The sequence below is a fragment of the Actinomycetospora sp. CA-101289 genome (genome assembly GCF_050955895.1).
Taxonomy (GTDB): Bacteria; Actinomycetota; Actinomycetes; order Mycobacteriales; family Pseudonocardiaceae; genus Actinomycetospora.
The window spans coordinates 1,834,747-1,856,794 of sequence record NZ_CP192093.1 but is presented as its reverse complement, the minus strand read 5'-3'; the positions used below and the strand labels follow the sequence as shown (position 1 = coordinate 1,856,794).

Annotated in this window: 21 protein-coding genes; 9 read left to right on the top strand and 12 right to left on the bottom strand. The window is 75.1% G+C overall.

Annotated features, from left to right (window positions below):
* Positions 1 to 48: 48 nt before the first annotated feature.
* A complete protein-coding gene (locus ACQPX6_RS09300; RefSeq protein ID WP_433787020.1) occupies positions 49 to 552 on the top strand; it encodes a MarR family winged helix-turn-helix transcriptional regulator in 504 nt (167 codons plus the stop codon).
* Here ACQPX6_RS09300 and cydC read toward each other — a convergent pair.
* Genes cydC through ACQPX6_RS09285 form a run of 3 tightly spaced genes read right to left on the bottom strand, consistent with a single transcriptional unit; the run spans position 528 to position 6,219 of the window.
* On the bottom strand, positions 528 to 3,803 hold the full coding sequence (gene cydC / locus ACQPX6_RS09295) for a thiol reductant ABC exporter subunit CydC (RefSeq protein ID WP_433787019.1): 3,276 nt from the start codon (positions 3,801 to 3,803) through the stop codon (positions 528 to 530). The two genes, ACQPX6_RS09300 and cydC, sit on opposite strands and share 25 nt — an antisense overlap.
* Before the next feature lie 23 nt (positions 3,804 to 3,826).
* Complete coding sequence (gene cydB, locus ACQPX6_RS09290) at positions 3,827 to 4,789, bottom strand: cytochrome d ubiquinol oxidase subunit II (RefSeq protein WP_433787018.1); 963 nt, start codon at positions 4,787 to 4,789, stop codon at positions 3,827 to 3,829.
* An 11-nt stretch (positions 4,790 to 4,800) separates the two neighbouring features.
* Complete coding sequence (locus tag ACQPX6_RS09285) at positions 4,801 to 6,219, bottom strand: cytochrome ubiquinol oxidase subunit I (protein ID WP_433787017.1); 1,419 nt, start codon at positions 6,217 to 6,219, stop codon at positions 4,801 to 4,803.
* 87 nt (positions 6,220 to 6,306) lie between these two features.
* On the opposite strand from ACQPX6_RS09285, the gene ACQPX6_RS09280 reads away from it, so the two are divergent.
* Complete coding sequence (locus ACQPX6_RS09280) at positions 6,307 to 6,723, top strand: BlaI/MecI/CopY family transcriptional regulator (RefSeq protein WP_433787016.1); 417 nt, start codon at positions 6,307 to 6,309, stop codon at positions 6,721 to 6,723.
* A 32-nt stretch (positions 6,724 to 6,755) separates the two neighbouring features.
* A complete protein-coding gene (locus tag ACQPX6_RS09275) occupies positions 6,756 to 7,658 on the top strand; it encodes a M56 family metallopeptidase (protein ID WP_433787015.1) in 903 nt (300 codons plus the stop codon).
* 3 nt (positions 7,659 to 7,661) lie between these two features.
* Here the strand turns inward: ACQPX6_RS09275 and meaB are convergent, their stop codons facing one another.
* Positions 7,662 to 8,615: a methylmalonyl Co-A mutase-associated GTPase MeaB gene (gene meaB, locus ACQPX6_RS09270; RefSeq protein ID WP_433787014.1), complete on the bottom strand. Its 954-nt coding sequence runs from the start codon at positions 8,613 to 8,615 to the stop codon at positions 7,662 to 7,664.
* 81 nt (positions 8,616 to 8,696) lie between these two features.
* Between meaB and mce the strand changes: the two genes are divergently transcribed.
* The 3 genes from mce to ACQPX6_RS09255 all read left to right on the top strand — a co-directional run bounded on the left by mce (position 8,697) and on the right by ACQPX6_RS09255 (position 11,819).
* Positions 8,697 to 9,149 carry a methylmalonyl-CoA epimerase gene (mce, locus tag ACQPX6_RS09265; RefSeq protein WP_433787013.1) on the top strand — a complete coding sequence of 151 codons (453 nt, stop codon included), beginning with the start codon at positions 8,697 to 8,699 and terminating at the stop codon, positions 9,147 to 9,149.
* 82 nt (positions 9,150 to 9,231) lie between these two features.
* Positions 9,232 to 10,563, top strand: coding sequence for a crotonyl-CoA carboxylase/reductase (gene ccrA / locus ACQPX6_RS09260; protein WP_433787012.1), 1,332 nt, complete (start codon positions 9,232 to 9,234; stop codon positions 10,561 to 10,563).
* Between the two features lie 68 nt (positions 10,564 to 10,631).
* Positions 10,632 to 11,819 (top strand): DivIVA domain-containing protein, encoded by a 1,188-nt coding sequence (locus ACQPX6_RS09255; RefSeq protein ID WP_433787011.1) that lies wholly within the window; start codon positions 10,632 to 10,634, stop codon positions 11,817 to 11,819.
* Between the two features lie 12 nt (positions 11,820 to 11,831).
* On the opposite strand, the gene ACQPX6_RS09250 is transcribed toward ACQPX6_RS09255, so the two are convergent.
* From ACQPX6_RS09250 to nucS, 5 genes are all read right to left on the bottom strand, one after another.
* Positions 11,832 to 12,095, bottom strand: coding sequence for a hypothetical protein (locus ACQPX6_RS09250; RefSeq protein WP_433787010.1), 264 nt, complete (start codon positions 12,093 to 12,095; stop codon positions 11,832 to 11,834).
* A gap of 3 nt (positions 12,096 to 12,098) precedes the next feature.
* The gene (locus ACQPX6_RS09245) at positions 12,099 to 13,883 is read right to left on the bottom strand and encodes a 3-hydroxyacyl-CoA dehydrogenase family protein (RefSeq protein ID WP_433787009.1); all 1,785 of its coding nucleotides are present in this window, start codon (positions 13,881 to 13,883) and stop codon (positions 12,099 to 12,101) included.
* A 150-nt stretch (positions 13,884 to 14,033) separates the two neighbouring features.
* The gene (locus tag ACQPX6_RS09240; protein WP_433787008.1) at positions 14,034 to 15,548 is read right to left on the bottom strand and encodes an aldehyde dehydrogenase family protein; all 1,515 of its coding nucleotides are present in this window, start codon (positions 15,546 to 15,548) and stop codon (positions 14,034 to 14,036) included.
* Between the two features lie 97 nt (positions 15,549 to 15,645).
* A complete protein-coding gene (locus ACQPX6_RS09235; RefSeq protein WP_433787007.1) occupies positions 15,646 to 16,137 on the bottom strand; it encodes an HIT family protein in 492 nt (163 codons plus the stop codon).
* A gap of 4 nt (positions 16,138 to 16,141) precedes the next feature.
* A complete protein-coding gene (gene nucS / locus ACQPX6_RS09230; protein WP_433787006.1) occupies positions 16,142 to 16,801 on the bottom strand; it encodes an endonuclease NucS in 660 nt (219 codons plus the stop codon).
* A gap of 94 nt (positions 16,802 to 16,895) precedes the next feature.
* Here nucS and ACQPX6_RS09225 point away from each other — a divergent pair, with 94 nt between their 5' ends.
* Both ACQPX6_RS09225 and ACQPX6_RS09220 read left to right on the top strand, forming a co-directional pair.
* Positions 16,896 to 17,381, top strand: a complete 486-nt coding sequence (locus ACQPX6_RS09225; protein WP_433788233.1) for an NUDIX domain-containing protein — start codon at positions 16,896 to 16,898, stop codon at positions 17,379 to 17,381.
* A 39-nt stretch (positions 17,382 to 17,420) separates the two neighbouring features.
* Entirely contained in the window at positions 17,421 to 18,329 is a 909-nt protein-coding gene (locus ACQPX6_RS09220; protein ID WP_433787005.1) for a hypothetical protein, read from the top strand.
* A gap of 3 nt (positions 18,330 to 18,332) precedes the next feature.
* Here the strand turns inward: ACQPX6_RS09220 and ACQPX6_RS09215 are convergent, their stop codons facing one another.
* Together ACQPX6_RS09215 and ACQPX6_RS09210 are read right to left on the bottom strand one after the other, a co-directional pair.
* Positions 18,333 to 19,004 carry an alpha/beta hydrolase gene (locus ACQPX6_RS09215; protein WP_433787004.1) on the bottom strand — a complete coding sequence of 224 codons (672 nt, stop codon included), beginning with the start codon at positions 19,002 to 19,004 and terminating at the stop codon, positions 18,333 to 18,335.
* Positions 19,005 to 19,089: 85 nt separating this feature from the next.
* Positions 19,090 to 19,479: a PaaI family thioesterase gene (locus ACQPX6_RS09210; protein WP_433787003.1), complete on the bottom strand. Its 390-nt coding sequence runs from the start codon at positions 19,477 to 19,479 to the stop codon at positions 19,090 to 19,092.
* A 117-nt stretch (positions 19,480 to 19,596) separates the two neighbouring features.
* Between ACQPX6_RS09210 and ACQPX6_RS09205 the strand changes: the two genes are divergently transcribed.
* Positions 19,597 to 19,965 (top strand): nuclear transport factor 2 family protein, encoded by a 369-nt coding sequence (locus tag ACQPX6_RS09205; protein ID WP_433787002.1) that lies wholly within the window; start codon positions 19,597 to 19,599, stop codon positions 19,963 to 19,965.
* A gap of 12 nt (positions 19,966 to 19,977) precedes the next feature.
* Here ACQPX6_RS09205 and ACQPX6_RS09200 read toward each other — a convergent pair whose 3' ends face one another.
* Complete coding sequence (locus tag ACQPX6_RS09200; protein WP_433787001.1) at positions 19,978 to 22,014, bottom strand: protein meaA; 2,037 nt, start codon at positions 22,012 to 22,014, stop codon at positions 19,978 to 19,980.
* Positions 22,015 to 22,048 lie beyond the last annotated feature (34 nt).

The window sequence follows — 22,048 nt, the reverse complement described above, 5'->3', positions numbered from 1 at the left end:
GCCACGCGCGGGTCGCGCGGGGTCGCCGCTGCTAGGTTCGCCCACGTCATGACCACGTCCGCCCCCCTGCCCTTCGACCCGATCGCCCGCGCGGCGTCGCTGTGGGGCGAGCGCATCGGCGAGCCGCGCACGATGGCCGCGGTCACGAGCGTCATGCGCGTCCAGCAGATCCTCCAGCAGGCGGTGGACGCCGCCCTGCGCCCGCACGGGCTGACGTTCGCGCGCTACGAGGCGCTGGTGCTGCTGCGGTTCTCGCGGGCCGGGTCGCTGCCGATGCGGATCATGGGCGAGCGGCTGCAGCTGCACCCCACGTCGATCACCAACATCGTCGACCGCCTGCAGGGCTCCGGGCTCGTGGCCCGCCGCCCGCACCCCACCGACGGGCGCACGACGCTCGTGGAGATCACCGACGCCGGCCGGGAGCTGTGCGCGGCGGCCACCGCGTCGGTGACGGCGGTCGACTTCGGGCTGGTCGGGCTCGACGACGAGCAGGTCGAGGCCCTGACGGGTCTGCTCGCCCGCGTGCGTCACGCCGCGGGCGACTTCGCCTGAACCCTGCTCAGGGCGCCGCCGGCGAGGTGGCGGACCTCGTCGACGTGGTCGAGGCCCTCGCCCCGGTGGGCCAGCAGGACGACGGTCCGTCCGGTCGCCGCGTCGAGGAGGTCGGCGACGAGCGCCCGCGCGGTCGCCGGGTCCAGGCCCTCGGTGGGCTCGTCGAGCACCAGCACCGCCGGGTCGACGAGCAGCGCCCGGGCCGCGGCGAGGCGGCGGCGCTCGCCCCCGGAGACCGCGCCGGCGTCGAGCCAGGTGTCGAGGCCCGCGGGCAGTCCGTCGAACCAGGCGCCGAGGCGCACCCGGCGCAGCACCGCGACCAGCTCGGCGTCGGTGGCGTCCGGGGCCGCGAACCGCAGGTCCTCGCGCAGCGTGGTGGCGAAGACGTGGTCGTGCTCGCCGACCAGCGCCACCGACCGCCGCCACACGTCGCCCGGGAGCGCGGCGGCGTCGACGCCGTCGAGGGTCACCCGCCCGGCGCGCGGGTCGAGCAGGCGCAGCAGCACGGCGGCGAGGGTCGACTTGCCCGACCCCGAGGCGCCGGTGATCCCGAGGCGGGCTCCGGCAGGCAGGTCGAGGTCGAGGCCGCGCAGGGCGGGATCGGCAGCCCAGCCCGCGACGACGCCGTGCAGCCGCAGGTCGGGGCGGGGGCCGGGCCGGCGGTCGGTCGGGTGCGCGGGCTCCGCGACGGGCGGGGTGGGCGCCGCGAGGGCGGCGAGGCGGGCGCGCGCCCGGCGCCCGCGCACGAACGCGCCGGCGGCCGCGGGCAGGGCGAGCACGGTCTCGCCGAGCGCGAGGGGCGCGAGCACGGCGACGGCGGCGAGCTCGGGCGACGCGCTGCCCGGCGCGGCGAGCGCGGCGGCCACGACGGCGGCGCCGAGGCCGAGCTGGGCCAGTGCGGCGGCGAGCGCCCCGCCGGCGGCGTCACGGCGGCGGGCACGGGCGAGGTCGGCGGCGCGCGCCCGGGGCACGGCGCGCAGGGCGTCGGGGCCGCGGGCGGCGAGCTCGTCGCGGGCGGCGTGGGTCTCGACGACGGCCGCGCGCAGCCCGTCGGTGCCCCGCTCGAGCGCCGGCGCGGTCCGTCGGGCGGCGACGGCCGCGACCAGGGGCGCACCGACGGCGGCGACGAGCAGGCCGGGCGCGACCGCGCTCGCCACCGCCGGGCTCGCGAGCGCCGCGGCGGCGAGCAGCAGCGGGAGGGCGAGTGCGGCGACGACCAGGGGCAGCACCCCGCGCACGAGGCCGTCGAGGCGCACGTCGACGTCGTCGACCACCCGCGCGAGCAGGTGGCCCCGCCGCCCGGCGACCGCGCCGGGCACGCGCCGTGCGAGGTCGGCGACGACCCGCCGGCGCCAGCGCACGACCCGCGCCAGCCCGTCGGCGTGCGCCGCGAGCCGCTCGAGGTAGCGCAGCAGAGGGCGCGCGACGGCGAACGCGCGCACGGCGACGACCGCGATCGACAGCGTGAGCACGGGCGGCTGCGCCGCGGCGCGCGCGATGAGCCACGCCGCCGACGCCGTGAGCGCGACACCCGCCAGCGCCGCGCCGACCCCGAGCACCATCGCGGCGGGCAGGCCGCGCCAGGCTCGTGGTGTCGCAGCGAAGGTCACCTCGCGTGCGCGGGACGCAGGCGAGGTGACCTTCGCACCAGCGCGCGTGCCGCCGGCGGGAGCAGCGAGGGTCACCTTCGCTGCCTCCGACGCAGGCGAGGTGACCTTCGCTGCGTCCCCGCCCACCTCCACCACCCGGTCGGCGCCGGCGCGCAGGGCCTCGCGGTGCGCCACGGCCACGACGAGCGCGCCCGCGCGGGCCAGGTCACGCAGCTCGCGCACCACGGCCCGCTCGGCGTCGGCGTCGAGGTGCGAGGTGGGCTCGTCGAGCAGGACGACGGCGCCGGCGGGGTCGGCGAGCGCGTCGCCGAGCACGCGGGCCAGGGCGAGGCGCCGCCGCTGGCCGGCCGAGAGGGTCGAGCCGGCCTCGCCCAGCGGGGCGTCGGGGTCGAGGTCGAGGCCCAGGCGCCGCAGCACCGCCGGTGACGCGCCGCCGAGCGCCTCGCCCACGGTCGCGGCGTGCGGGAGCTGCGGGTCCTGGCCGAGCACGACGACCCGCCCGGCCACCTCGACGGTGCCCCGGGCGTCGGCGGCCTCGTCGAGCGTGCCCGCCAGCACCCGCAGCAGCGTGGTCTTGCCCGCGCCCGACGGGCCGGCGACGACCAGCAGCTCGCCGCCCGCGGCGTCGAGCGCCGCCAGCGACGGGGTGGCGTCGCGCCGGCCGGGGTGCCGCACCGTCAGGTCCCGCACGCGCAGGCGGGCCGGGCCCGGCGCCGCGGTCCGCGCCACGCGACCGACCACGGCGCGACCGAGCAGCGCGTCCCGCTCGTCGAGCACGGCGGTCGCGCGGGCGGTGTCGTGGAAGCGCGCGCCCGCCTCGCGGACCGGCCGGTGCGCCTCGCCGGCGAGCAGGATCGCGACGAGGGCCGGGAAGAGGGTCATCGAACCCTCGACCAGCCGCACCCCAGCGCTGACCGCGACGAGGCCGACCGAGAGCGTCCCGAGCAGCTCCAGCGCCGTCGAGGACAGGAACGCCACCCGCAGCACGCGCGCCGACGCCTGCCGGTGCCGCTCGCCGAGCTCCCCCACGCTCGCGACCGCCCGCTCACCGCGCCCGAACAGCCGCAGGGTGGCGAGCCCGGTGACGGTGTCGAGGAAGTGGCCGGCCAGACGCTCCCCCGCCGCCCACTCGCGCCGCGCGCGGGCCTGCGCCGCCCAGCCGAGCAGCGCCGCGAACACGGGCACCAGCGGCAGGGTCACCGCGACGACCGCCGCCGACGCGGGATCCGTCACGGCGAGCACCACCAGCACCGCCGGCGGCAGCACCACCGCCAGCACGAGCGCGGGCAGCGTCGCCGTGAACCACCCGCGCAGCGCGTCGACCCCGTGCCCGGCGAGCCCGACGATCTCCGGGGCGTCGTCGTGGGCAAGACGGTCGAGCAGGCGCTCCCGCTCACGCTCGACCACCTGCTCGCCGGTGCGCGCGGCCAGCCACGGCTCCGCCCACGCGAGCAGCGCCCGCCCGACGACGACCGCCGCGAGTACCGCGATCGCCCCGCGCGGGACCTCGCCGGGCCCCGTCACCAGCGCCGTCACCACCGTCGCGGCGGCCAGCGCGACCGCCACCGTGCCCACCGCCTGCGCGACGCCGACGAGCACCAGCCCCGTCACGCCCGGCCAGGCGCCGCGAGCGAGGCTCACGAGCCGGGGATCCACCGGGCCCCTCACGTCGCCACCCGCTCACTCGCCACCCGCCGCCGGAACACCCAGTACGAGAAGGCCTGGTAGGCCACCACGCCGGGCAGCACGAGCACCGCGGCGAGGGTGATCAGCCGCAGCGCGCCCGGGGACGCGGCCGCCCCGGCGATCGTCAGCGACGCCGCGGGGTCGAGCGTGCTCGGCAGGACCACGGGCAGGTGCGCGGCGAGCACGGCCACCACGGCGCCGGCCACGGCGAGCGACGCCGCCGCGAACGCCAGCACCTCGCGGCGCGCGGCCACGAGCACCGCGACGACGGCCACCGCGACCAGCCCGAGCGGCGCCACGACCGCCACGAGCACCGCGACCGGGACGAGCGCGACCAGCGCCGCCCGCCGCGCACGGCCCCGCAGCGGACCCGTGGTCCGCAGGCCCAGGAACGCCGCCCCCTGCACCAGGGCCACCGCCACGCCCAGGGCCGCCCCGAGCAGCGCAGGCCCGCCGACGAGCGGGGCCAGCGAGCGCCCGAGCCCGGAGCCCACGACCTCGCCGTCGGGGCCCAGCGCGAGCCCGGTCGCGAGGACGCCGAGCACCGCGCCCCACAGGGCGGCGACCGCCAGTGACGAGGCGGCGAGCACGGCGTCGCAGCCCGCGCGCCAGCGGGCGGTGCCGCCCTTGCCGCGGAACTCCAGGGCCACCCCGCGGGCGGCGAGCGCCAGCAGGACCAGCACGAAGGGCAGGTAGAGCCCGCTCATCAGCGCGGCGTACCAGTCGGGGAACGCCGCGAACGTCACGCCGACGGCGGCCACGAGCCAGACCTCGTTGCCGTCCCACACGGGGCCGATGGTCGTGACGCCGGCGCCGCGCTCGTGGTCGTCGCGACCCAGGACGCCCGCGAGCACGCCGACGCCGAAGTCGAATCCTTCGAGCACGAAGAACAGCACCCAGCAGGTGACCGCCAGGGCGAACCAGAGGGTGGGCAGGTCCATGACGGGCTCCCCTAGTAGGACGGGACGAGGACGCGCTCGGCCTCGTCCGCGTCGTCGGCCGGTGCGGGGTCGTCGCCCGCCGTGCGCGCCACCCGCAGCACCAGGCGCACCCAGACCACGGCCAGCACGCCGTAGACCAGCGCGAACCCGGCCAACGAGGCGGTGAGCTCCCCGGCGGTCAGGCCCGGCGAGACGCCGTCGGCGGTGCGGAACAGGCCGAACACGAGCCAGGGCTGGCGGGCGCTCTCGGTGAACAGCCACCCCGCGGTGGCGGCGATCGCGGGCAGCACCGGGACCGTCCAGAGTCCGCGCAGCAGCCACCGGTCGACGACGTGCGCTGGGGCGAGGGCACGCCCCTTCCGCGTCCGCCACAGCACCCATGCACCGACGGCCGCCGCCAGCACCCCGAAGCCGATCATGAGCCGGAAGCTCCAGTAGGCGACGGGCACCACGGGCACGTACTCGCCCGGGCCGAACTGCGCGACGTACTGCGCCTGGAGGTCGTCGATGCCCTGCACGGTCGCCGTCGGGTCACCCTTGACGAGGAACGACAGCAGCCACGGCACGTCGAGGGAGAAGAACGGCTCCTTCTGCCCCGGCGCGCCCACCGCGAACAGCGAGAACGGCGCCCCGGACTGCGTGGCGTACAGCGCCTCGGCGGCGGCCATCTTCATCGGCTGCACCGAGGTGATGACCTTGCCCAGCGCGTCGCCGGTCAGCGCGACCGCGGTGCCGGCGACGAGCGTCGTCCACGCCCCCGTGCGGGCGAGCAGGCGCCAGCGGCCGTCCGCGTCGCCGCCGGGAGCACGCCACGCCCGGAAGGCCCCGATCGCCAACAGGAGCGCCCCGCCGCCGGCGAACGCGCCGGCGACGGTGTGCGGGAAGGCGGCGAGCACGACGGGGTTGGTCAGCAGGTCGGTGAAGTCGCCGAGGCGTGCCCGGCCGGTGGCCGGGTCGAGCGTGTACGCCACCGGGTTCTGCATGAACGCGTTGGCGGCGAGGATGACATAGGCGGAGATCAGCGTGCCGACGGCGACGACCCAGATCGTCGCGAGGTGCAGCGCGGACCGCAGCCGCCCGGCCCCGAACCACCACAGGCCCAGGAACGTGGCCTCGAGGAAGAACGCGAGCATCCCCTCGACGGCCAGGGTGGGCCCGAAGACGTCGCCGTAGAAGCGGGCGAACGCCGACCACGAGAGCCCGAACTGGAACTCCTGGACGAGCCCGGTGACGATCCCGACCGCGAAGGTGATCATCAGCAGCTTGCCCGCGACGAGCGTCAGCCGCTGCCACCGGACGTCGCCGGTGCGGTGGTGTCGTGTCTGCAGCACCGCCGTCAGCGTCGCCAGGCTGATCGACAGCGGGACGAACAGGTAGTGGTACACGGTCACGACGGCGAACTGCAGTCGGGACAGCTCCAGGGCGGTCATCGTCGACCTCCTACCTACGACACGACGTCGTATCTACGACTCAGCGTAGTACGACGGCTTGCGTTGGCAAGGGGATCCTTGGCTAGGATGTGTGACGTGGCCTTGGGTGAGCTGGAGCGCGCGGTGATGGCGCGTCTGTGGGCCGCTCCCGGCCCGTTGACCGTCCGGGAGGTGCACGACCAGCTCGAGCGCGAGCTGGCGTACACGACGGTGATGACCGTGCTGGGCCGTCTGGCCAAGAAGGGCGTGGTCCGCCAGGAGCGCGACGGCAAGGCCTACCGCTACGCGGCGGCCGCCACGCGCGAGCAGATGGCCGCCGAGCTGATGCTCGACGCGCTCGGCGACGTCGGCGAGGACCGCACGGCGGCGCTGGTGGCGTTCGTCGACCGCGTCGGCCCCGAGGAGGCGGCCGCCCTGCGCGCGGCGCTGCGCACGGGCCGCAGCGAGGTCCCGGCGCCCCGCGCGGGCGGTGACGACCGGGGCGCCACGGCCCCCGAGTCGTGATCTCGGCCGCACCGGGCCCAGACTGACCCACCATGGCCTCGGTGTGGCTGGCCGTGCTGGCCCTCGCGCTGGCCGGCCCCGTCCCCTCGGGGCTCGCCCGCGCCCGCTGGCCCCAGCGCGTGCCGCGCGCCGCGATCGTCCTGTGGCAGGCGATCGCCGTCGCCGCCGTGCTCGCGGCCGTCGGCAGCGCGCTCGCCGCCCCCGAGGAGCTGCTGCGCGCGCTCGGCCCCGAGGACCGCCAGGGCCTGCCGATGGTGGTCGCCGTCGTCGTCGCCGCCACCCTCGCCGGGCTGATCGTGGTACGGCTGTTCGGGGTGCTCGGCCTGCTCGCCGTGCGCACCCGCCGGCGTCGCGCGCGCCACCGCGACATGGTCGACCTTCTCGACCGCGCGGAGAGCAGCGCCCGGCTCGGGCCCCCGGGCGCGCGGGCCGTGCTGCGGGTGCTCGACGGGGCCGTGCCCTTCGCCTACTGCGTGCCCGGTCGCGCCCCGCGGGTGGTGATCACCGAGGCCGCCCTCGACACGCTCGACCACGACGAGCTGCGCGCCGTCCTGGCCCACGAGCAGGCCCACCTCGACGCCCGTCACGACCTCGTCCGCGAGGGCTTCGTCGCCCTGCACCAGGCCTTCCCCGTGCTCGTCCGCAGCCGCCAGGCCCGCGACGTCGTCGGGCTGCTGCTGGAGATGCTGGCCGACGACGCCGCCCGTCACCGCTGCTCCGACGAGGCCATGGCGGGCGCGCTGGAGGCGTTCGTGCCCGCCGGCGACACCGAGATCCTCGCCCGCCTCGAGCGCGTGCGCGCCCGCCGGTGCGGCGGCCGGGCGCTGGCGACCGGGACCTACCTCGCCGCCGCGGCGGTGGTCGTCGTGCCGACCGTCGCCGTCGTCATCCCCTGGCTCGCGGTGGCCCTGCCCGCCGCGGGCGTGCTGCGGTAGGGGTCAGGCACGCACCGACGCGACGACCTCGTCCGCGGCCGCGTAGGGGTCCAGCTCGCCGGCGACGACCCGCCCGGCGAGCTCGCCCAGCGCCGCGCCGCCGGAGAGCTCGCGGATGCGGGCGCGCAGATCGGCCAGCGCGATGGCCTCGATCTCGGCGCGCGCCCGGCGCCGGGGTCCCTCGCCGAGGCGGTCGTGGTCGGCCATCCAGGCGCGGTGGTCGTCGAGGGCGGCGACGAGGTCCTCGATCCCGGTGCCCGCGGACGCGACCGTGCGCACCACCGGCGGGCGCCACGACGGCCCGCCCACCTCGCGCCGGTTGAGCGACATCATGTGCTGCAGCTCGCGCACGGTGGCGTCGGCGCCGTCGCGGTCGGCCTTGTTCACCGCGAACACGTCGGCCACCTCGAGGATCCCCGCCTTGGCCGCCTGCACCCCGTCGCCCATCCCCGGGGCCAGGAGCACCACCGTCGTGTCGGCCAGGGCGACGACCTCGACCTCCGACTGGCCCACCCCGACCGTCTCGACGAGGACGACGTCACACCCGGCGGCGTCGAGCACCCGCAGCGCTTGGGGCGTCGCCGCGGCGAGCCCGCCGAGGTGCCCGCGCGTGGCCATGGAGCGGATGAACACGCCGGGGTCGGTGGCGTGCTCGCCCATCCGCACGCGGTCGCCGAGCAGGGCGCCGCCGGAGAACGGGGAGCTGGGGTCGACGGCGAGGACGCCGACGCGGCGCCCGTCGGCGCGCAGGGCCGTGACCAGCGCGGACGTGGTGGTCGACTTGCCGACCCCCGGCGAGCCGGTGAGGCCCACCACCCGGGCGCGGCCGGTGTGCGGGGCGAGCGCGGCGGCCAGCTCGCGGAGCCGGGGGCTGCCGTCCTCCACCAGCGAGATCAACCGCCCCACGGCCCGGGGCACACCCTCGCGCGCGTCGGCGACCAACCGGTCCAGGTCCACGGCCGGTCACGCTACCCATCGGGCGATGGTGCTCTCCGTCACTGACCAGGCAGAGCGATTCAGACGGTTAAGGTGCCCGCCATGGCATCCGACGACCTGGCCGCCAGCGGGATCACCACGATCGACCACGTGGGGATCGCCGTTCCCGACCTCGACGCCGCGATCACCTGGTACGCGGACAACCTCGGGCTCGTGGCCACGCACCAGGAGACGAACGACGAGCAGGGCGTGCGCGAGGCGATGCTGCACGCCCCCGGTGACGATGCGGGCCCCGCGGTCCAGCTGCTCGCGCCGTTGAACGAGTCCTCGACCATCGCCAAGTTCATCGACCGCAACGGCCCCGGCCTGCAGCAGGTGGCCTACCGCGTCACCGATGTCGAGGCGAGCGCCGAGGCGCTGCGCAGCAAGGGCCTGCGGATGCTCTACGACGCCCCGCGCCGCGGCACCGCCGGCTCGCGGGTCAACTTCGTGCACCCCAAGGACGCCGGTGGCGTGCTGGTCGAGCTCGTCGAGCCCGCCGCCGCCCACGAGTAACGGCCCCCACACCCGTCCCGGTCCCCGTGGCCATTACCCGTCGGTAGCCTCGCGCCACCGCACCACACCCGGAGGCAAGAACGTGCAGGACATCCGCGACGCCATCCTCGCCGACGACCCCGCCGCCCTCGCCGGTCTCTCGGTCCCCGAGTCGTACAAGGGCATCACCGTCCACGCCGACGAGGCCGACATGTTCGAGGGGATGGCCTCGCGGGAGAAGGACCCCCGCAAGTCGCTGCACCTCGACGACGTCCCCACCCCGGAACTCGCCCCCGGTGAGGCCCTGGTCGCGGTGATGGCCAGCGCGATCAACTACAACACCGTCTGGACCTCGATCTTCGAACCGGTGTCGACGTTCAGCTTCCTCAAGCGCTACGGGCGGACCTCGCCGCTGGCCAAGCGCCACGACCTGCCCTACCACGTGGTCGGCTCCGACCTGTCCGGCGTCGTGCTCTCCACCGGCCAGGGCGTGCACAACTGGAAGCCCGGCGACAAGGTGGTCGCGCACTGCCTGTCGGTGGAGCTCGAGGCCCCCGACGGTCACGACGACACGATGATGGATCCCGAGCAGCGCATCTGGGGCTTCGAGACCAACTTCGGCGGGCTCGCCGAGCTGGCCGTCGTCAAGACCAACCAGCTCATGCCCAAGCCGGCGCACCTGACCTGGGAGGAGGCCGCCTCCCCGGGCCTGGTCAACTCGACGGCCTACCGCCAGCTGGTCAGCCGCAACGGCGCCAACATGACCCAGGGCGACGTCGTGCTGATCTGGGGCGCCTCGGGCGGCCTGGGCTCGTACGCCACCCAGTTCGCGCTCAACGGCGGCGCCACCCCGGTGTGCGTGGTCTCCAGCCCCGAGAAGGCGGAGATCTGCCGCAAGATGGGCGCCGAGCTGATCATCGACCGCTCCGCCGAGGGCTACAAGTTCTGGTCCGACCCCGAGACCCAGGACCCGCGGGAGTGGAAGCGCTTCGGCCAGCGGATCCGCGAGCTCACTGGCGGTGACGACCCCGACATCGTCTTCGAGCACCCGGGCCGCGAGACCTTCGGCGCCAGCGTCTACGTCGCCAAGCGCGGCGGCACGATCGTGACCTGCGCCTCGACCTCGGGCTTCATGCACCAGTACGACAACCGCTACCTGTGGATGAACCTCAAGCGGATCATCGGGTCGCACTTCGCGAACTACAAGGAGGCGTACCTGGCCAACCGGCTGGTCGCCCAGGGCGCGATCCACCCGACCGTCTCGCGCGTCTACCCGCTGCACGAGACCGGCGAGGCCGCCAACGACGTGCACCACAACAGCCACCAGGGCAAGGTCGGCGTGCTCGCGCTGTCCCCCGAGGAGGGCCTCGGCGTCACCGACACCGAGAAGCGCGAGCAGCACCTCGAGGCCATCAACCGCTTCCGTGGTGTGTGAGGACGCGTGAGCAGATCGGCCTCACCCGTCCGTGGAGCGCCTCCGGCGGCGCCGGTACCGTGACGCGCATGCCCTCCGACGAGCACGAACTGTTGCCGCTGGGGACCGGCTTCGACGTCGTGCGGCGCGGTTACGACCGCGGACAGGTCGAGGAGCACCTCGACCGCGTCGAGGCCGACCTGCGCATCCTCACGGCCGATCGTGACGCCGCCGTGGCCCAGGCCGCCGAGCTCGCGCGCGCCCTCGACCACCACCGCGCGCACGTCGAGGACCTGCGCGCGCAGGTCGACCGGCTCTCGGCGCCGCCGGACACCATGGAGGGCCTCTCCGAGCGGCTGCAGCGCATGCTGCGGCTGGCCCAGGACGAGGCTCGGGCGATGCGCGAGGAGGCCGCCGGGGCCGCGCAGCGCGTCCGGGACGACGCCGACGCGTACGCGCGCCACGTGCGCGACACCGCCGACGAGCACGCCCGGCGCACCACGGCGGACGCGGACGAGCAGGCCCGCGGCACGCTCGGCGAGGCCGACGAGCGGGCCCGCCGCACGGTCGGGCACGCCGAGGACCAGGCGCGCGCCACGCTCGACGAGGCCCGGCGCCAGGCCCGCGACATCCACGAGCGCGCCGAGGCCGAGGCCCAGGAGGCCCGCCACCGCTACGACGGGGGGCTGGCGGACAACGAGCGCCGGCGCCGCGCCATGGAGGAGGAGCACCGCGCGCTCATGGACGGGGCGCGCGCCGAGGCCACGCGCCTGCGCCAGGACGCCGAGCAGGAGCGCGACCGTCTCGACGCCGAGGGCCGCGCGAGCCGCGAGCAGGTCGAGAAGGACTTCGCCGTGGCCATGTCGGCGCGCCGCCGCGAGGCGATGCGCCAGCTCGAGGCCGACGAGCAGGCCTCGCGCGAGCGGGCCGAGAAGCACGTGCACGAGGCGGCCGAGGAGGCCCGCCGACGGCTGCGCGAGGCGGACGCCGAGGTCGCCGAGATGCGCCGCCTGCGCGACCGGGTGGGCCAGCAGCTGACCACCCTGCGCGCGGCACTCGGCAGCCTGCCCACCGTCGAGGCCTTCCCCGACGAGCCGGGCGCCACCGACGGCCGGCCGACGCTCTCGGGCGCGCACCCCGCGCCGACCCTGCCCACCCCGCCGTCGGGCGCCACGGCCGTCAACGATCCCACCAACGGGAACGGGAGCGCCCAGGGCGAGTCGAGCGAGCTCGGCGGGGCCTCGGCCCCGGAGCAGCGCAGCGCCGCCTCCCGCTAGGGCCGCAAGGCCTCAGCGCTTCGCGCGCTGCCAGCACCGGGTGTGCCAGTGCCGGCGCTCCACGGTCCCTTCCGGCTCGTCCGCCGGCCACGCCACCACGTGCGGCGTCGCCGGCGGGATCTCCTGGTCACACCCAGGGCACCGGTAGGACTTGGTCGCCGCCGTCCCGCTGATCGAGCGCACGACCCAGCCGTCCTCCTCGCGCACCCACCCGCCCCGCAGCGGCGGAGGATCCGCGGCGGGACGGGCGGGCCGGCGGGGCGGCCGTCGGGGCACTCCCTACTTCTTCTGGTAGTCCCGGAAGCCCTGGCCCGTCTTGCGGCCCAGGCGCCCGGCGGTCACCAGGTGCTCCAGCAGCGGCGCCGGCGCGAAGCCGGGCACGCGGAACTCCTGGTAGAGCGAGCGCTCGATGGCCAGCGACACGTCGAGCCCGACGACGTCGAGCAGCGCGAACGGCCCCATGGGCAGCCCGCAGCCGTTCTTCATGGCCGAGTCGATGTCGTCGGCGTTGGCGTAGTTCGCCTCGAGCATCGCCGTCGCGTCGTTGAGGTACGGGAACAGCAGCGCGTTGACGATGAAGCCCGCGCGGTCGCCGCAGAGCACCGGGTGCTTGCCGATCCTGGCCGTGACGGCCCGGACGGTGGCGGTGACGTCCGGCGAGGTCGTGATCGGGCTGACGATCTCGACGAGCTTCATCACCGACGCCGGGTTGAAGAAGTGCATGCCGATGACGTCGTCGGGGCGCTGCGTCGCCGCCGCGCACTCGACCACCGGCAGGGACGACGTGGTGGTGGCGAGGATCGCGCCCGGCTTGCAGACGTCGTCCAGCGCGCCGAACACGGCCTGCTTGACCTCGAGGTCCTCGGCGACGGCCTCGACCACGAGGTCGCAGGCGGCCAGGTCGTCGAACGACGTCGTGGGGCGGACGCGCGCGAGTGTCTCGTCGCGGACTTCCTCGGTCAGCTTGCCCTTGACCACGGCCTTCTCGAGCGACTTGCGGATGCCCGCGACGACGCCCTCGCCCTTGGCCTCGGTGCGCGCGCGGACGACGACGTCGTGGCCGGACTTGGCGAAGACCTCGGCGATGCCCGTGGCCATCGTGCCGGTGCCGACGACGCCGACGGTCTGCACCGGGCGCTGGCCGGCGGCCTCCTGGCCGGGCGGCGGCGGGGTCAGCGCGTCCGCCACGACCTCGGGCGAACCCGGGGCGGCGTAGGTGTAGAAGCCACGCCCCGACTTCCGGCCGAGCAGCCCCGCGGTGATCATCTGCTTGAGGATCGGGGCCGGCGCGTGGCGCTGGTTGCGCGACTGCCGGTACATCGTGTCGAGGATCTCGTAGGCCGTGTCGAGGCCGATGAGGTCCATGAGCGCCAGCGGGCCCATGGGGTAGCCGCAGCCGAAGCGCATGGCGGCGTCGAGGTCCTCGCGCCCGGCGTAGTGGGACTCGAACATCCCCACGGCCTGGTTGAGGTAGGTGAAGAGCAGGTTGTTGGCGATGAAGCCGGCGCGGTCGCCGCACACCACCGGGCTCTTGCCCAGACGGACGGCCAGCTCGGTCACCTCGGAGAGCACCTCGGGGTCGGTGACCACCGTGCGCACCACCTCGACCAGCGCCTGCACCGGGGCCGGGTTGAAGAAGTGCATGCCGACGACCTGCGCCGGGCGCTCGGTGCGCACCGACAGCTCGGTGATCGACAGCGACGAGGTGTTCGAGGCGAAGATCGTCTCCGGGCCGCAGACCTTGTCCAGGGCCGCGAACACCTCGGCTTTGAGGTCCAGGCGCTCGGGCACGGCCTCGACCACGAGGTCGGCGTCGGCGAGGTCGTCGAGCTGGGTGCTCACCCGCACGCGCGAGAGCAGGGCCTCGCGGTCGTCGGCGGCCAGCTTGGAGCGGTCGACGGCCCGCTGGGTCGAGGCCTCGATGGTCTCGCGGCCCCGGGTCACCGCGGGGTCGTCCACCTCGATGGCGACCACCTCGATGCCCGCGCGGGCGAACACCTCGACGATGCCCGCCCCCATGGTGCCGAGACCGACCACTCCCACCCGGGCGAATTCGCGAGCCACGTCCGAGACCTTCCTGCCGACGACCGTTGACCGGGACGGCCGGCGCGTGCCGCCCGTCCCGGGCCGCGATCCTGCCACGTGCGGCGACGTCTCACCCGGGCCCGACCGACCGGGTTGTACCGGTCGGTAACTTGACCGTTCCCGAAAGCCCTACCGCTGGCCGTAGATGACGCTGACCAGCTTGCCGAGCACCTTGACCACCCAGCCGGGGCGGTCGAACGTCATGACGTTGACGCTGCGGAAGCGGCGCTCGGAGATCGCCAGGGGGCGGGTGAACTCGCGCAGCCCGTCGACGCCGTGGATGCGGCCGAACCCGGAGTCGCCGACGCCGCCGAAGGGCAGCGACGGGATGCCCGCGAACGCGATGACGCCGTTGACCGACACCATGCCGCAGCGCAGCCGGCGTGCGACCTCGTGGCCGCGGGCCTTGGCGAACACCGCCGCGCCGAGCCCGTAGCGCGAGGCGTTGGCGCGCTCGACGGCCTCGTCGAGGTCGCGGACGCGGTTGACGACGACCGTCGGGCCGAAGGTCTCGTCGGTGACCGCGGAGCTGTCCTCGGGCACGTCGGCGAGCACCACCGGGTCGACGTAGGGCGCGCGCACCGAGCCGCGGCCGCCGACGACGGCGCGCCCACCCCGGTCGAGCGCGTCGTCGATCTGCCCCGAGATGACGTCGATCTGTGAGGGCATGGTGATCGGGCCGTACTGGGCGTCGGGCTCGCCGCCGGGGCGCACCTGGGCGGCGCGGGAGGCGACCTTGTCGAGCAGCTCCTCGGCCACGGCGTCGACCACGTAGACGCGCTCGACGCCGACGCAGGTCTGGCCGGCGTTGGACATCGAGCCCCAGACCACGGCGGCCGCGGCGTCGTCGAGGTCGGCGTCGGCGTCCACGAGCAGCGCGTCCTTGCCGCCGCACTCGACGAGCACCGGGGTGAGCGACTCGGCGCAGGTGGCCATGACCTTCTTGGCCGTCGCCGTGGAGCCGGTGAACGCGACCTTGTCGACGCCCGCGCGGCACAGCGCGCCGCCGGTCTCGCCCTCGCCGGTGACGACCTGGAACACGGCGTCCTCGCCGACCGCCTCGGCGAAGGTGTCGGCCAGCCAGGTCCCGACGCCCGGCGTGAGCTCGCTGGGCTTGAAGACGACGGTGTTGCCGGCGGCGAGCGCGTAGGCGATCGAGCCCATCGGCGTGAACACCGGGTAGTTCCAGGGCCCGAGCACCCCGACGACGCCCACCGGCGGGTACTCGACCGTCGCCTTGTGGTTGATCATCAGCAGGCCCGCCGCGGCGTTGCGCGGCCCGAGGACGCGCTTGGCGTTCTTCGCGGCCCAGTGCAGGTGGTCGAGGGCGAGGATGCCCTCGATGCGTGCGTCGTCCATCGGCTTGCCGGTCTCGCGGCTGACCACGGCGGCGAGCTCGTCGCGGCGCGAGTCGAGCAGGCGTCGCCACGCCCCGAGCTTGCTCGCGCGCCCGTCGAACCCGAGGTCGACCCACCAGCGCGCCGCCCGGCGCGCCCGCTCCACGACGGCCTCGACCTGCTCGGGGCTGTGGCGCGGGTACGAGGCGATGGCCTGTCCGCTGCGGGGGTCGAGGGAGTCGAAGGTGTCCTGCTGGCCTGGCTGCGATGCCGCGGGCACCGACACCTCGTCGCGGGTGCTCGTCATACGCGGAGGCTACGGGTCGGTAGCCGTCAGGCGCGACTGTCCGTCCACGTCAGCGGAGTGGCTCCGCTGACATTCAGTGTCCGTAACTCCACTCCGATCACCCGAGAGCGGCGCGGATGCACTCGGCGGTGGCGTCCAGGCTCGGGCGCGCCGGGCGGGTCCAGGCGGCCAGGAGGCGCAGGCCGTCGCCGCGCCGGCGCGGGATGACGTGCAGGTGCACGTGCCACACCGTCTGCCACGCCACCGCCCCGTCGGCGAGCAGCAGGTTCACCCCGTCGGCGAGGCCCGCCGCCCGCAGGCCGTCCCCCACCCGCCGCGCGAGCGACCACACCGCGGCCCCGTCGACGTCCTCGACGTCGGTCAGCCCCGCCGCGTGCGCCTTCGGCACGACGAGCACGTGGCCGGGCGTCACGGGCTGGAGGTCGAGGAACGCCACCGCCCGGTCGCTCTCGGCCACCACGCTCGCGTCTCCCCGGCCGGCGACGATGCGGCAGAACACGCACTCGCCGTCGACCTCGGCGGGCAGGTGCTCGCGCAACCGTCCCCGGCCCAGACGCCGCGCCAGCGCGCGCGAGAGACGGCCGCCCACGACGTCAGAAGAGCCGGAACTCGTCGACCTCGGCGCCGCGCAGGGCGTCGTAGTCGAGCGTGACGCACCGGATGCCGCGGTCGGTGGCCAGCACCCGGGCCTGCGGCTTGATCTGCTGCGCGGCGAACACCCCCGCCACCGGCGTGAGCAGCGGGTCGCGGTTGAGCAGCTCGAGGTAGCGGGTCAGCTGCTCGACGCCGTCGATCTCCCCGCGTCGCTTGATCTCCACCGCGACCGAGCGCCCGGCGTCGTCGCGGCACAGCAGGTCGACCGGCCCGATCGCCGTCGGGTACTCGCGGCGCACCAGCGACCACCCCGCCCCCAGCGTGGTGACGTGCGCGGCGAGCAGCTCCTGCAGGTGCGCCTCGACACCGTCCTTGACCAGGCCCGGGTCGACGCCGAGCTCGTGCGACGAGTCGTGCTGGATCTCCTCGAGCGTGATCGTCAGCGTCTCGTCGGCCTTGTTCTTCACCGTCCACACGCCGGGGGTCTCGGTGAGCCAGCACGGCGGGCTCATCCAGTTCAGCGGCTTGTAGGCGCGGTCGTCGGCGTGGACGCTGACCGACCCGTCCGCCTTCACCAGCAGCAGGCGCAGCGCGCTGGGCAGGTGGGCGGTGAGGCGGCCGTCGTAGTCGACCGTGCACCGGGCGATGACGAGACGCACGGGCCGAACACTAGGAGACCGCTCCGGTGGATCATCCCGGGGTGTGGAACCGCCCGTGACGACCAGCAGCCGCGAGATCTACGCCAACCCGTGGATGACGCTGCGCGAGGACACGTTCCGGCGCCCGGACGGCGGCGAGGGCGTCTACGGCGTGGTCGACAAGCCGGACTACGCGCTGGTCGTGCCCCTCGACGGGGACCGCCTGGGCCTGGTCGAGCAGTACCGCTACCCCCTGGGCCTGCGCCGCTGGGAGTTCCCGCAGGGCACCGCGCCCGACCGCGCCGCCCTGCCCCCGGACGAGCTCGCCGCCCGCGAGCTGCGCGAGGAGACGGGCCTGCGCGCCGGCACCCTGACCTACCTCGGCCTGATCGACGTCGCGCCCGGCCTGTCCTCCCAGCGCGGGCGCGCGTTCCTCGCCACCGACCTTACCGCCGGCGAGCCCGCCCGCGAGGACACCGAGGCCGACATGCGCTTCGCGTGGGTCACGCGGGCCGAGTTCGAGCGCCGAGCCCGCGCCGGCGAGGTCACCGACGCCCAGTCCCTCGCTGCGTGGACGCTCTTCCTGCTGCACTCGTCGTAGGGAGGGCGTGGAACCCGTGAGCACGGGCACAGTGGGGACATGGCGTTGGTGCGGTTCGGTCCCCTGGCGGTGCCCTCACCCGGCGAGGTGGCCGGCTGGGTCGGCGAGGTCGTCGACGTCGGGGTCCGGCTGCCCGGGCGGGTCGACGCCCTGCTCGACGAGGTGACGCGGCTGGTCGGCGTGCTGGGCACGCTCGCCGACCGCGTCGACGGCCTGGTCGTGCGGGCCGACGGGATCGTCGAGCGCGTGGACGGCGTGATGGAGCGCGTCGACGGCGTCATCGGCTCCGCCCGCACGATCACCACGGGCGCGGAGGAGGTCGTCGGCGACGCCCGCAAGATCACGACCGGGGCCGACGAGGTCGTCGCGTCCGCGCGCGGCATCACCGACGGCGCCTCCGAGGTGGTCGAGTCGGCGCGGCGCATCACCAGCGGCGCGGACGAGGTGGTCACCTCGGCCCGCTCGATCACCAGCGGTGCCGACGAGGTCGTCACCTCCGCCCGCTCGATCACCAGCGGCGCGAGCGAGGTCGTCGAGTCCGCCCGCACGATCACCTCGGGCGCCGAGGGCGTCGTCGGCGACGCCCGGCAGATCACCGAGGGTGCGCGCGGGATCGTCGACGGCGCCGGGGAGACGAGCCGGTCGGCGCAGGAGCTGCTCGACCTCTACAAGCCCATGCTCGAGCGCGGCGCGCCGCTGGCGGGTCGCTTCATCGACGAGCTCAGCCCCGAGGAGGTCGACGCGGCCATCAAGCTCGTCGACCAGATGCCGCAGTTCACCGAGCACATGGTCACCGACATCATGCCGATCCTCGCGACCCTCGACCGCGTCGGACCGGACCTCCACGAGCTGCTCGACGTCACCAAGGACCTGCGCCAGGCCATCGACGGCATCCCCGGCTTCGGCTTCCTCAAGCGCCGTGGCGCGCGGGACGACGACGAGGAGTAGGCCTCAGGACCCCGCGGCCGTGCGCACGATCGCGGCCACGTCCCGCGGGCGCGACACCGCCGCGGAGTGCCCGGCGTCGAGGTGCACGACCGTCCCGGCGCGCTGCGCCATCCCCTCCTGGGCGAACGACGGGATGGCCGCGTCCCGGTCGCAGACGACGTAGGTGCTCGGGATGTCGTGCCAGGCGGCGCGGGTCAGGGGCGTCTCGGTGGCGGCCCGGCTGAGCAGGCCCAGGCGCCCGGCCGCCGCCGCCGCGGTCGCGGGGTCCAGGTCGTTGTAGAACACCTCCTCGGGCGTGCGCGCGACGACGTGCCGCTCGTGCACCTCCCACCACGGCGGCGGCGTGCCCCCGGCGGCCGCCAGCAGCGACTCGCCGGCGTCGAGCATGAAGGCGCACAGGTAGACGAGGTGCGTCACCGGTGGCCCGGCCGCCTCGGAGACCGGCAGCCCGCCGTAGGAGTGCGCGACCACGACGACGGGGGCGTCGATGCCCGCCAGCGCCTCGCGGACCGTGTCGGCGTCGTCCTGCAGACCGCCGAGCTCGTCCGGGCCGCCGGTGCAGCTGGGCAGGTCGACGGTGCGGACGTCGTACTCCGCCAGCTCCGCGCGCAGCGGGTCCCAGAACCACGAGCCGTGCCAGGCGCCGTGGACCAGCAGCAGGGTGGGGCGCGTCATCGCGGGACCTCCGGGCTCGGGGGGTGTCGCGGTGATCGTGTCGGGCGTCACGCCAAGTAGGGCCGTCGTTGCCGGTGAGCGGAAGTCAGCTCACGACCACCGCCTGCGTCTGCGTCGTCCGCGCGACGAGGCGGCCCCGGTCGTCGGTGACGTCGGTCTGCACGACGACCTGCGTGCGCCCGGCGTGCACGGGGCGCGCGGTGGCGCGGACCTCGCCGCCGGCGACCGCGCGCAGCAGGTGGGTGCCCGACTGCGTGGTCGCCGTGCGCGCCCCGGGCGGCAGCCCGAGGTACGCGCAGACGGCGCCGGCGGTGTCGGCGAGCGTCATCAGCGCGCCGCCGTGCAGCAGCCCGCCCGCGGTGGTGTGCGCGTCGGACCACGGCAGCACCGCGACGGTCTCGTCGGCGCCGGCCGCCTCGAGGCGGATGCCGAGCCCGGCGGCGAAGGGCATGGACGCGATCAGGTCCTCGTTCACGGCGCCAGCCTCGCCGCGGCGCGTGCTGATCGTCCATGACCCACGAGGTCATCGACCCGGCTACCGCGCTGAGGTCACCGTTCTCCTCGTCAGCACGACCACCCCGAGGAGGACCCCATGAGCACCACCACCACGACTCTCGTCGACCGCTACCTCGCTGCCTGGAACGCCACCGACCCCGCCGCCCGCCGCGAGGCGATCGCCGCGGTGTTCGCCCCCGACGCCCGCTACGTCGACCCGATGGCCGACGTGTCGGGCCACGACGGCGTCGACGCGCTGATCGCCGGCGCGCAGGCCCGGTTCGCGGGCCTGGTCTTCACACCCGGCGAGGTGCAGGACGCCCACCACGACGTCTTGCGGTTCACCTGGCACCTCGCCCCGGAGGGTGCCGTGGAGCCCGTGGTGATCGGGTTCGACGTCGCGGAGATCGCCGAGGACGGCCGCCTGCGGCGCGTCCACGGCTTCCTGGACCGGGTGCCGGGCTGAGGGCCGGCCTGGTCAGCTCCCCGCGACCGGCGTCGGCGACCCCGTCGCCGCGTCGAGGCCGTGCACCTCGCGGATCACGTCGACGAACTCGCCCATGATCCCGGTGAGCGAGTACGTCTTCGGCGTGACGACGCGGTGCACGCCGAGGCGCTGCAGCTGCTCGGCGTCGTCGGGCGGGATGATCCCGCCGACGACGACCGGGATGTCCTCGGCGCCGGCGCGGGCCAGCCCGTCGAGCACGGCGGGCACGACCTCGAGGTGCGAGCCCGAGAGCACCGACAGGCCCACCACGTGCACGCCCTCCTGCACGGCGGCCGCGACGATCTCGGCCGGCGTGAGGCGGATGCCCTGGTAGATCACCTCGAAGCCGGCGTCGCGGGCGCGCACGGCGATCTGCTCGGCGCCGTTGGAGTGCCCGTCGAGGCCCGGCTTGCCGACGAGCATGCGCAGCGACGCCGTGCCCATCTCCTCGGCGGTGGCCCGGACCCGGGCCCGGATGGCGGCGAGGTCCTCGGGCGCCTCGCCCGAGCCCGACGTCGCGGCCGACACCCCGGTGGGCGCCCGGTACGAGCCGAACACGTCGCGCAGGGCCGCGGACCACTCGCCGGTGGTGACGCCGGCGCGGGCGCAGGCGAGCGTGGCCTCCATGAGGTTCTCGTCGGTGGTCGCCGCCTCGCGCAGCCGGGCCAGCGCGGCGTCGGCGGCCTCCTGGTCGCGCGACGACCGCCACTCCTGCACCGCGCGGGCGGCCTCCTCCTCCACCGACTTCTCGACGGTGAAGATGGCGTCGGCGCCCTCGGCCTGCAGCGGGCTGGGCTCGGTGGAGGTGAACTTGTTGACCCCGACGACCGTGTCCTCGCCCGACTCGAGCCGCATCCGGCGCTGGGCCAGCGACGACACCAGCTGTGACTTCATGTAGCCGGAGTCGACGGCGGGCACGGCGCCGCCCATCTCGGCGACCTTGGCCATCTCGGCGCGGGCGCCCTCGACGATCGACGCCGTCTTGGCCTCCATGACGTGCGAGCCGGCGAAGACGTCGTCGTGGTCGAGCAGGTCGGTCTCGTAGGCCAGCACCTGCTGCATGCGCAGCGCCCACTGCTGGTCCCACGGCCGCGGCAGGCCCAGCGCCTCGTTCCACGCCGGCAGCTGCACCGCGCGGGCGCGGGCGTCGCGGGACAGCGTCACCGCGAGCATCTCCAGCACGATGCGCTGGACGTTGTTCTCCGGCTGGGCCTCGGTGAGCCCCAGCGAGTTGACCTGCACGCCGTAGCGGAACCGGCGCAGCTTCGCGTCCTCGACGCCGTAGCGCTCGCGGCAGAGCTCGTCCCAGAGCTGCGCGAACGCCCGCAGCTTCGCGATCTCCTCGATGAAGTGCAGGCCCGCGTTGACGAAGAACGAGATGCGCCCGACGACCTCGGCGAAGCGCTCCGGGGGCACCTGGCCCGAGTCGCGCACCGCGTCGAGCACGGCGATGGCCGTCGACAGCGTGTAGGCGACCTCCTGCGTCGGCGTCGCCCCGGCCTCCTGCAGGTGGTAGCTGCAGATGTTGATCGGGTTCCACTTGGGGACGTTGGTGTACGTCCACGCGATCATGTCGGTGATCAGCCGGACGCTCGGTCCGGGCGGGAACGCGTAGGTCCCCCGCGACAGGTACTCCTTGACGATGTCGTTCTGCGTGGTGCCCGCGAGCTTCGCGCGGTCGGCCCCGTGCTCGTCGGCGACGGTGACGTAGAGCGCGAGCATCCACATCGCCGTCGCGTTGATCGTCATCGACGTGTTGGCGTCGTTCAGGGGGATGCCGTCGAACAGGGCGCGCATGTCCCCGATGTGCGACACCGGGACGCCGACCTTGCCCACCTCGCCCTTGGCGAGCTCGTGGTCGGGGTCGTAGCCGGTCTGCGTCGGCAGGTCGAAGGCCACCGACAGGCCGGTCTGGCCCTTCTCCAGGTTCCGCCGGTACAGCTCGTTCGACGCGCGCGCCGACGAGTGGCCGGCGTACGTCCGCATGACCCAGGGTCGATCCCGGGCGTCGTCGCTGGGGTAGGGCACGAGTGAGACCTCCGCGTCGTCGTCACCCGGGGGT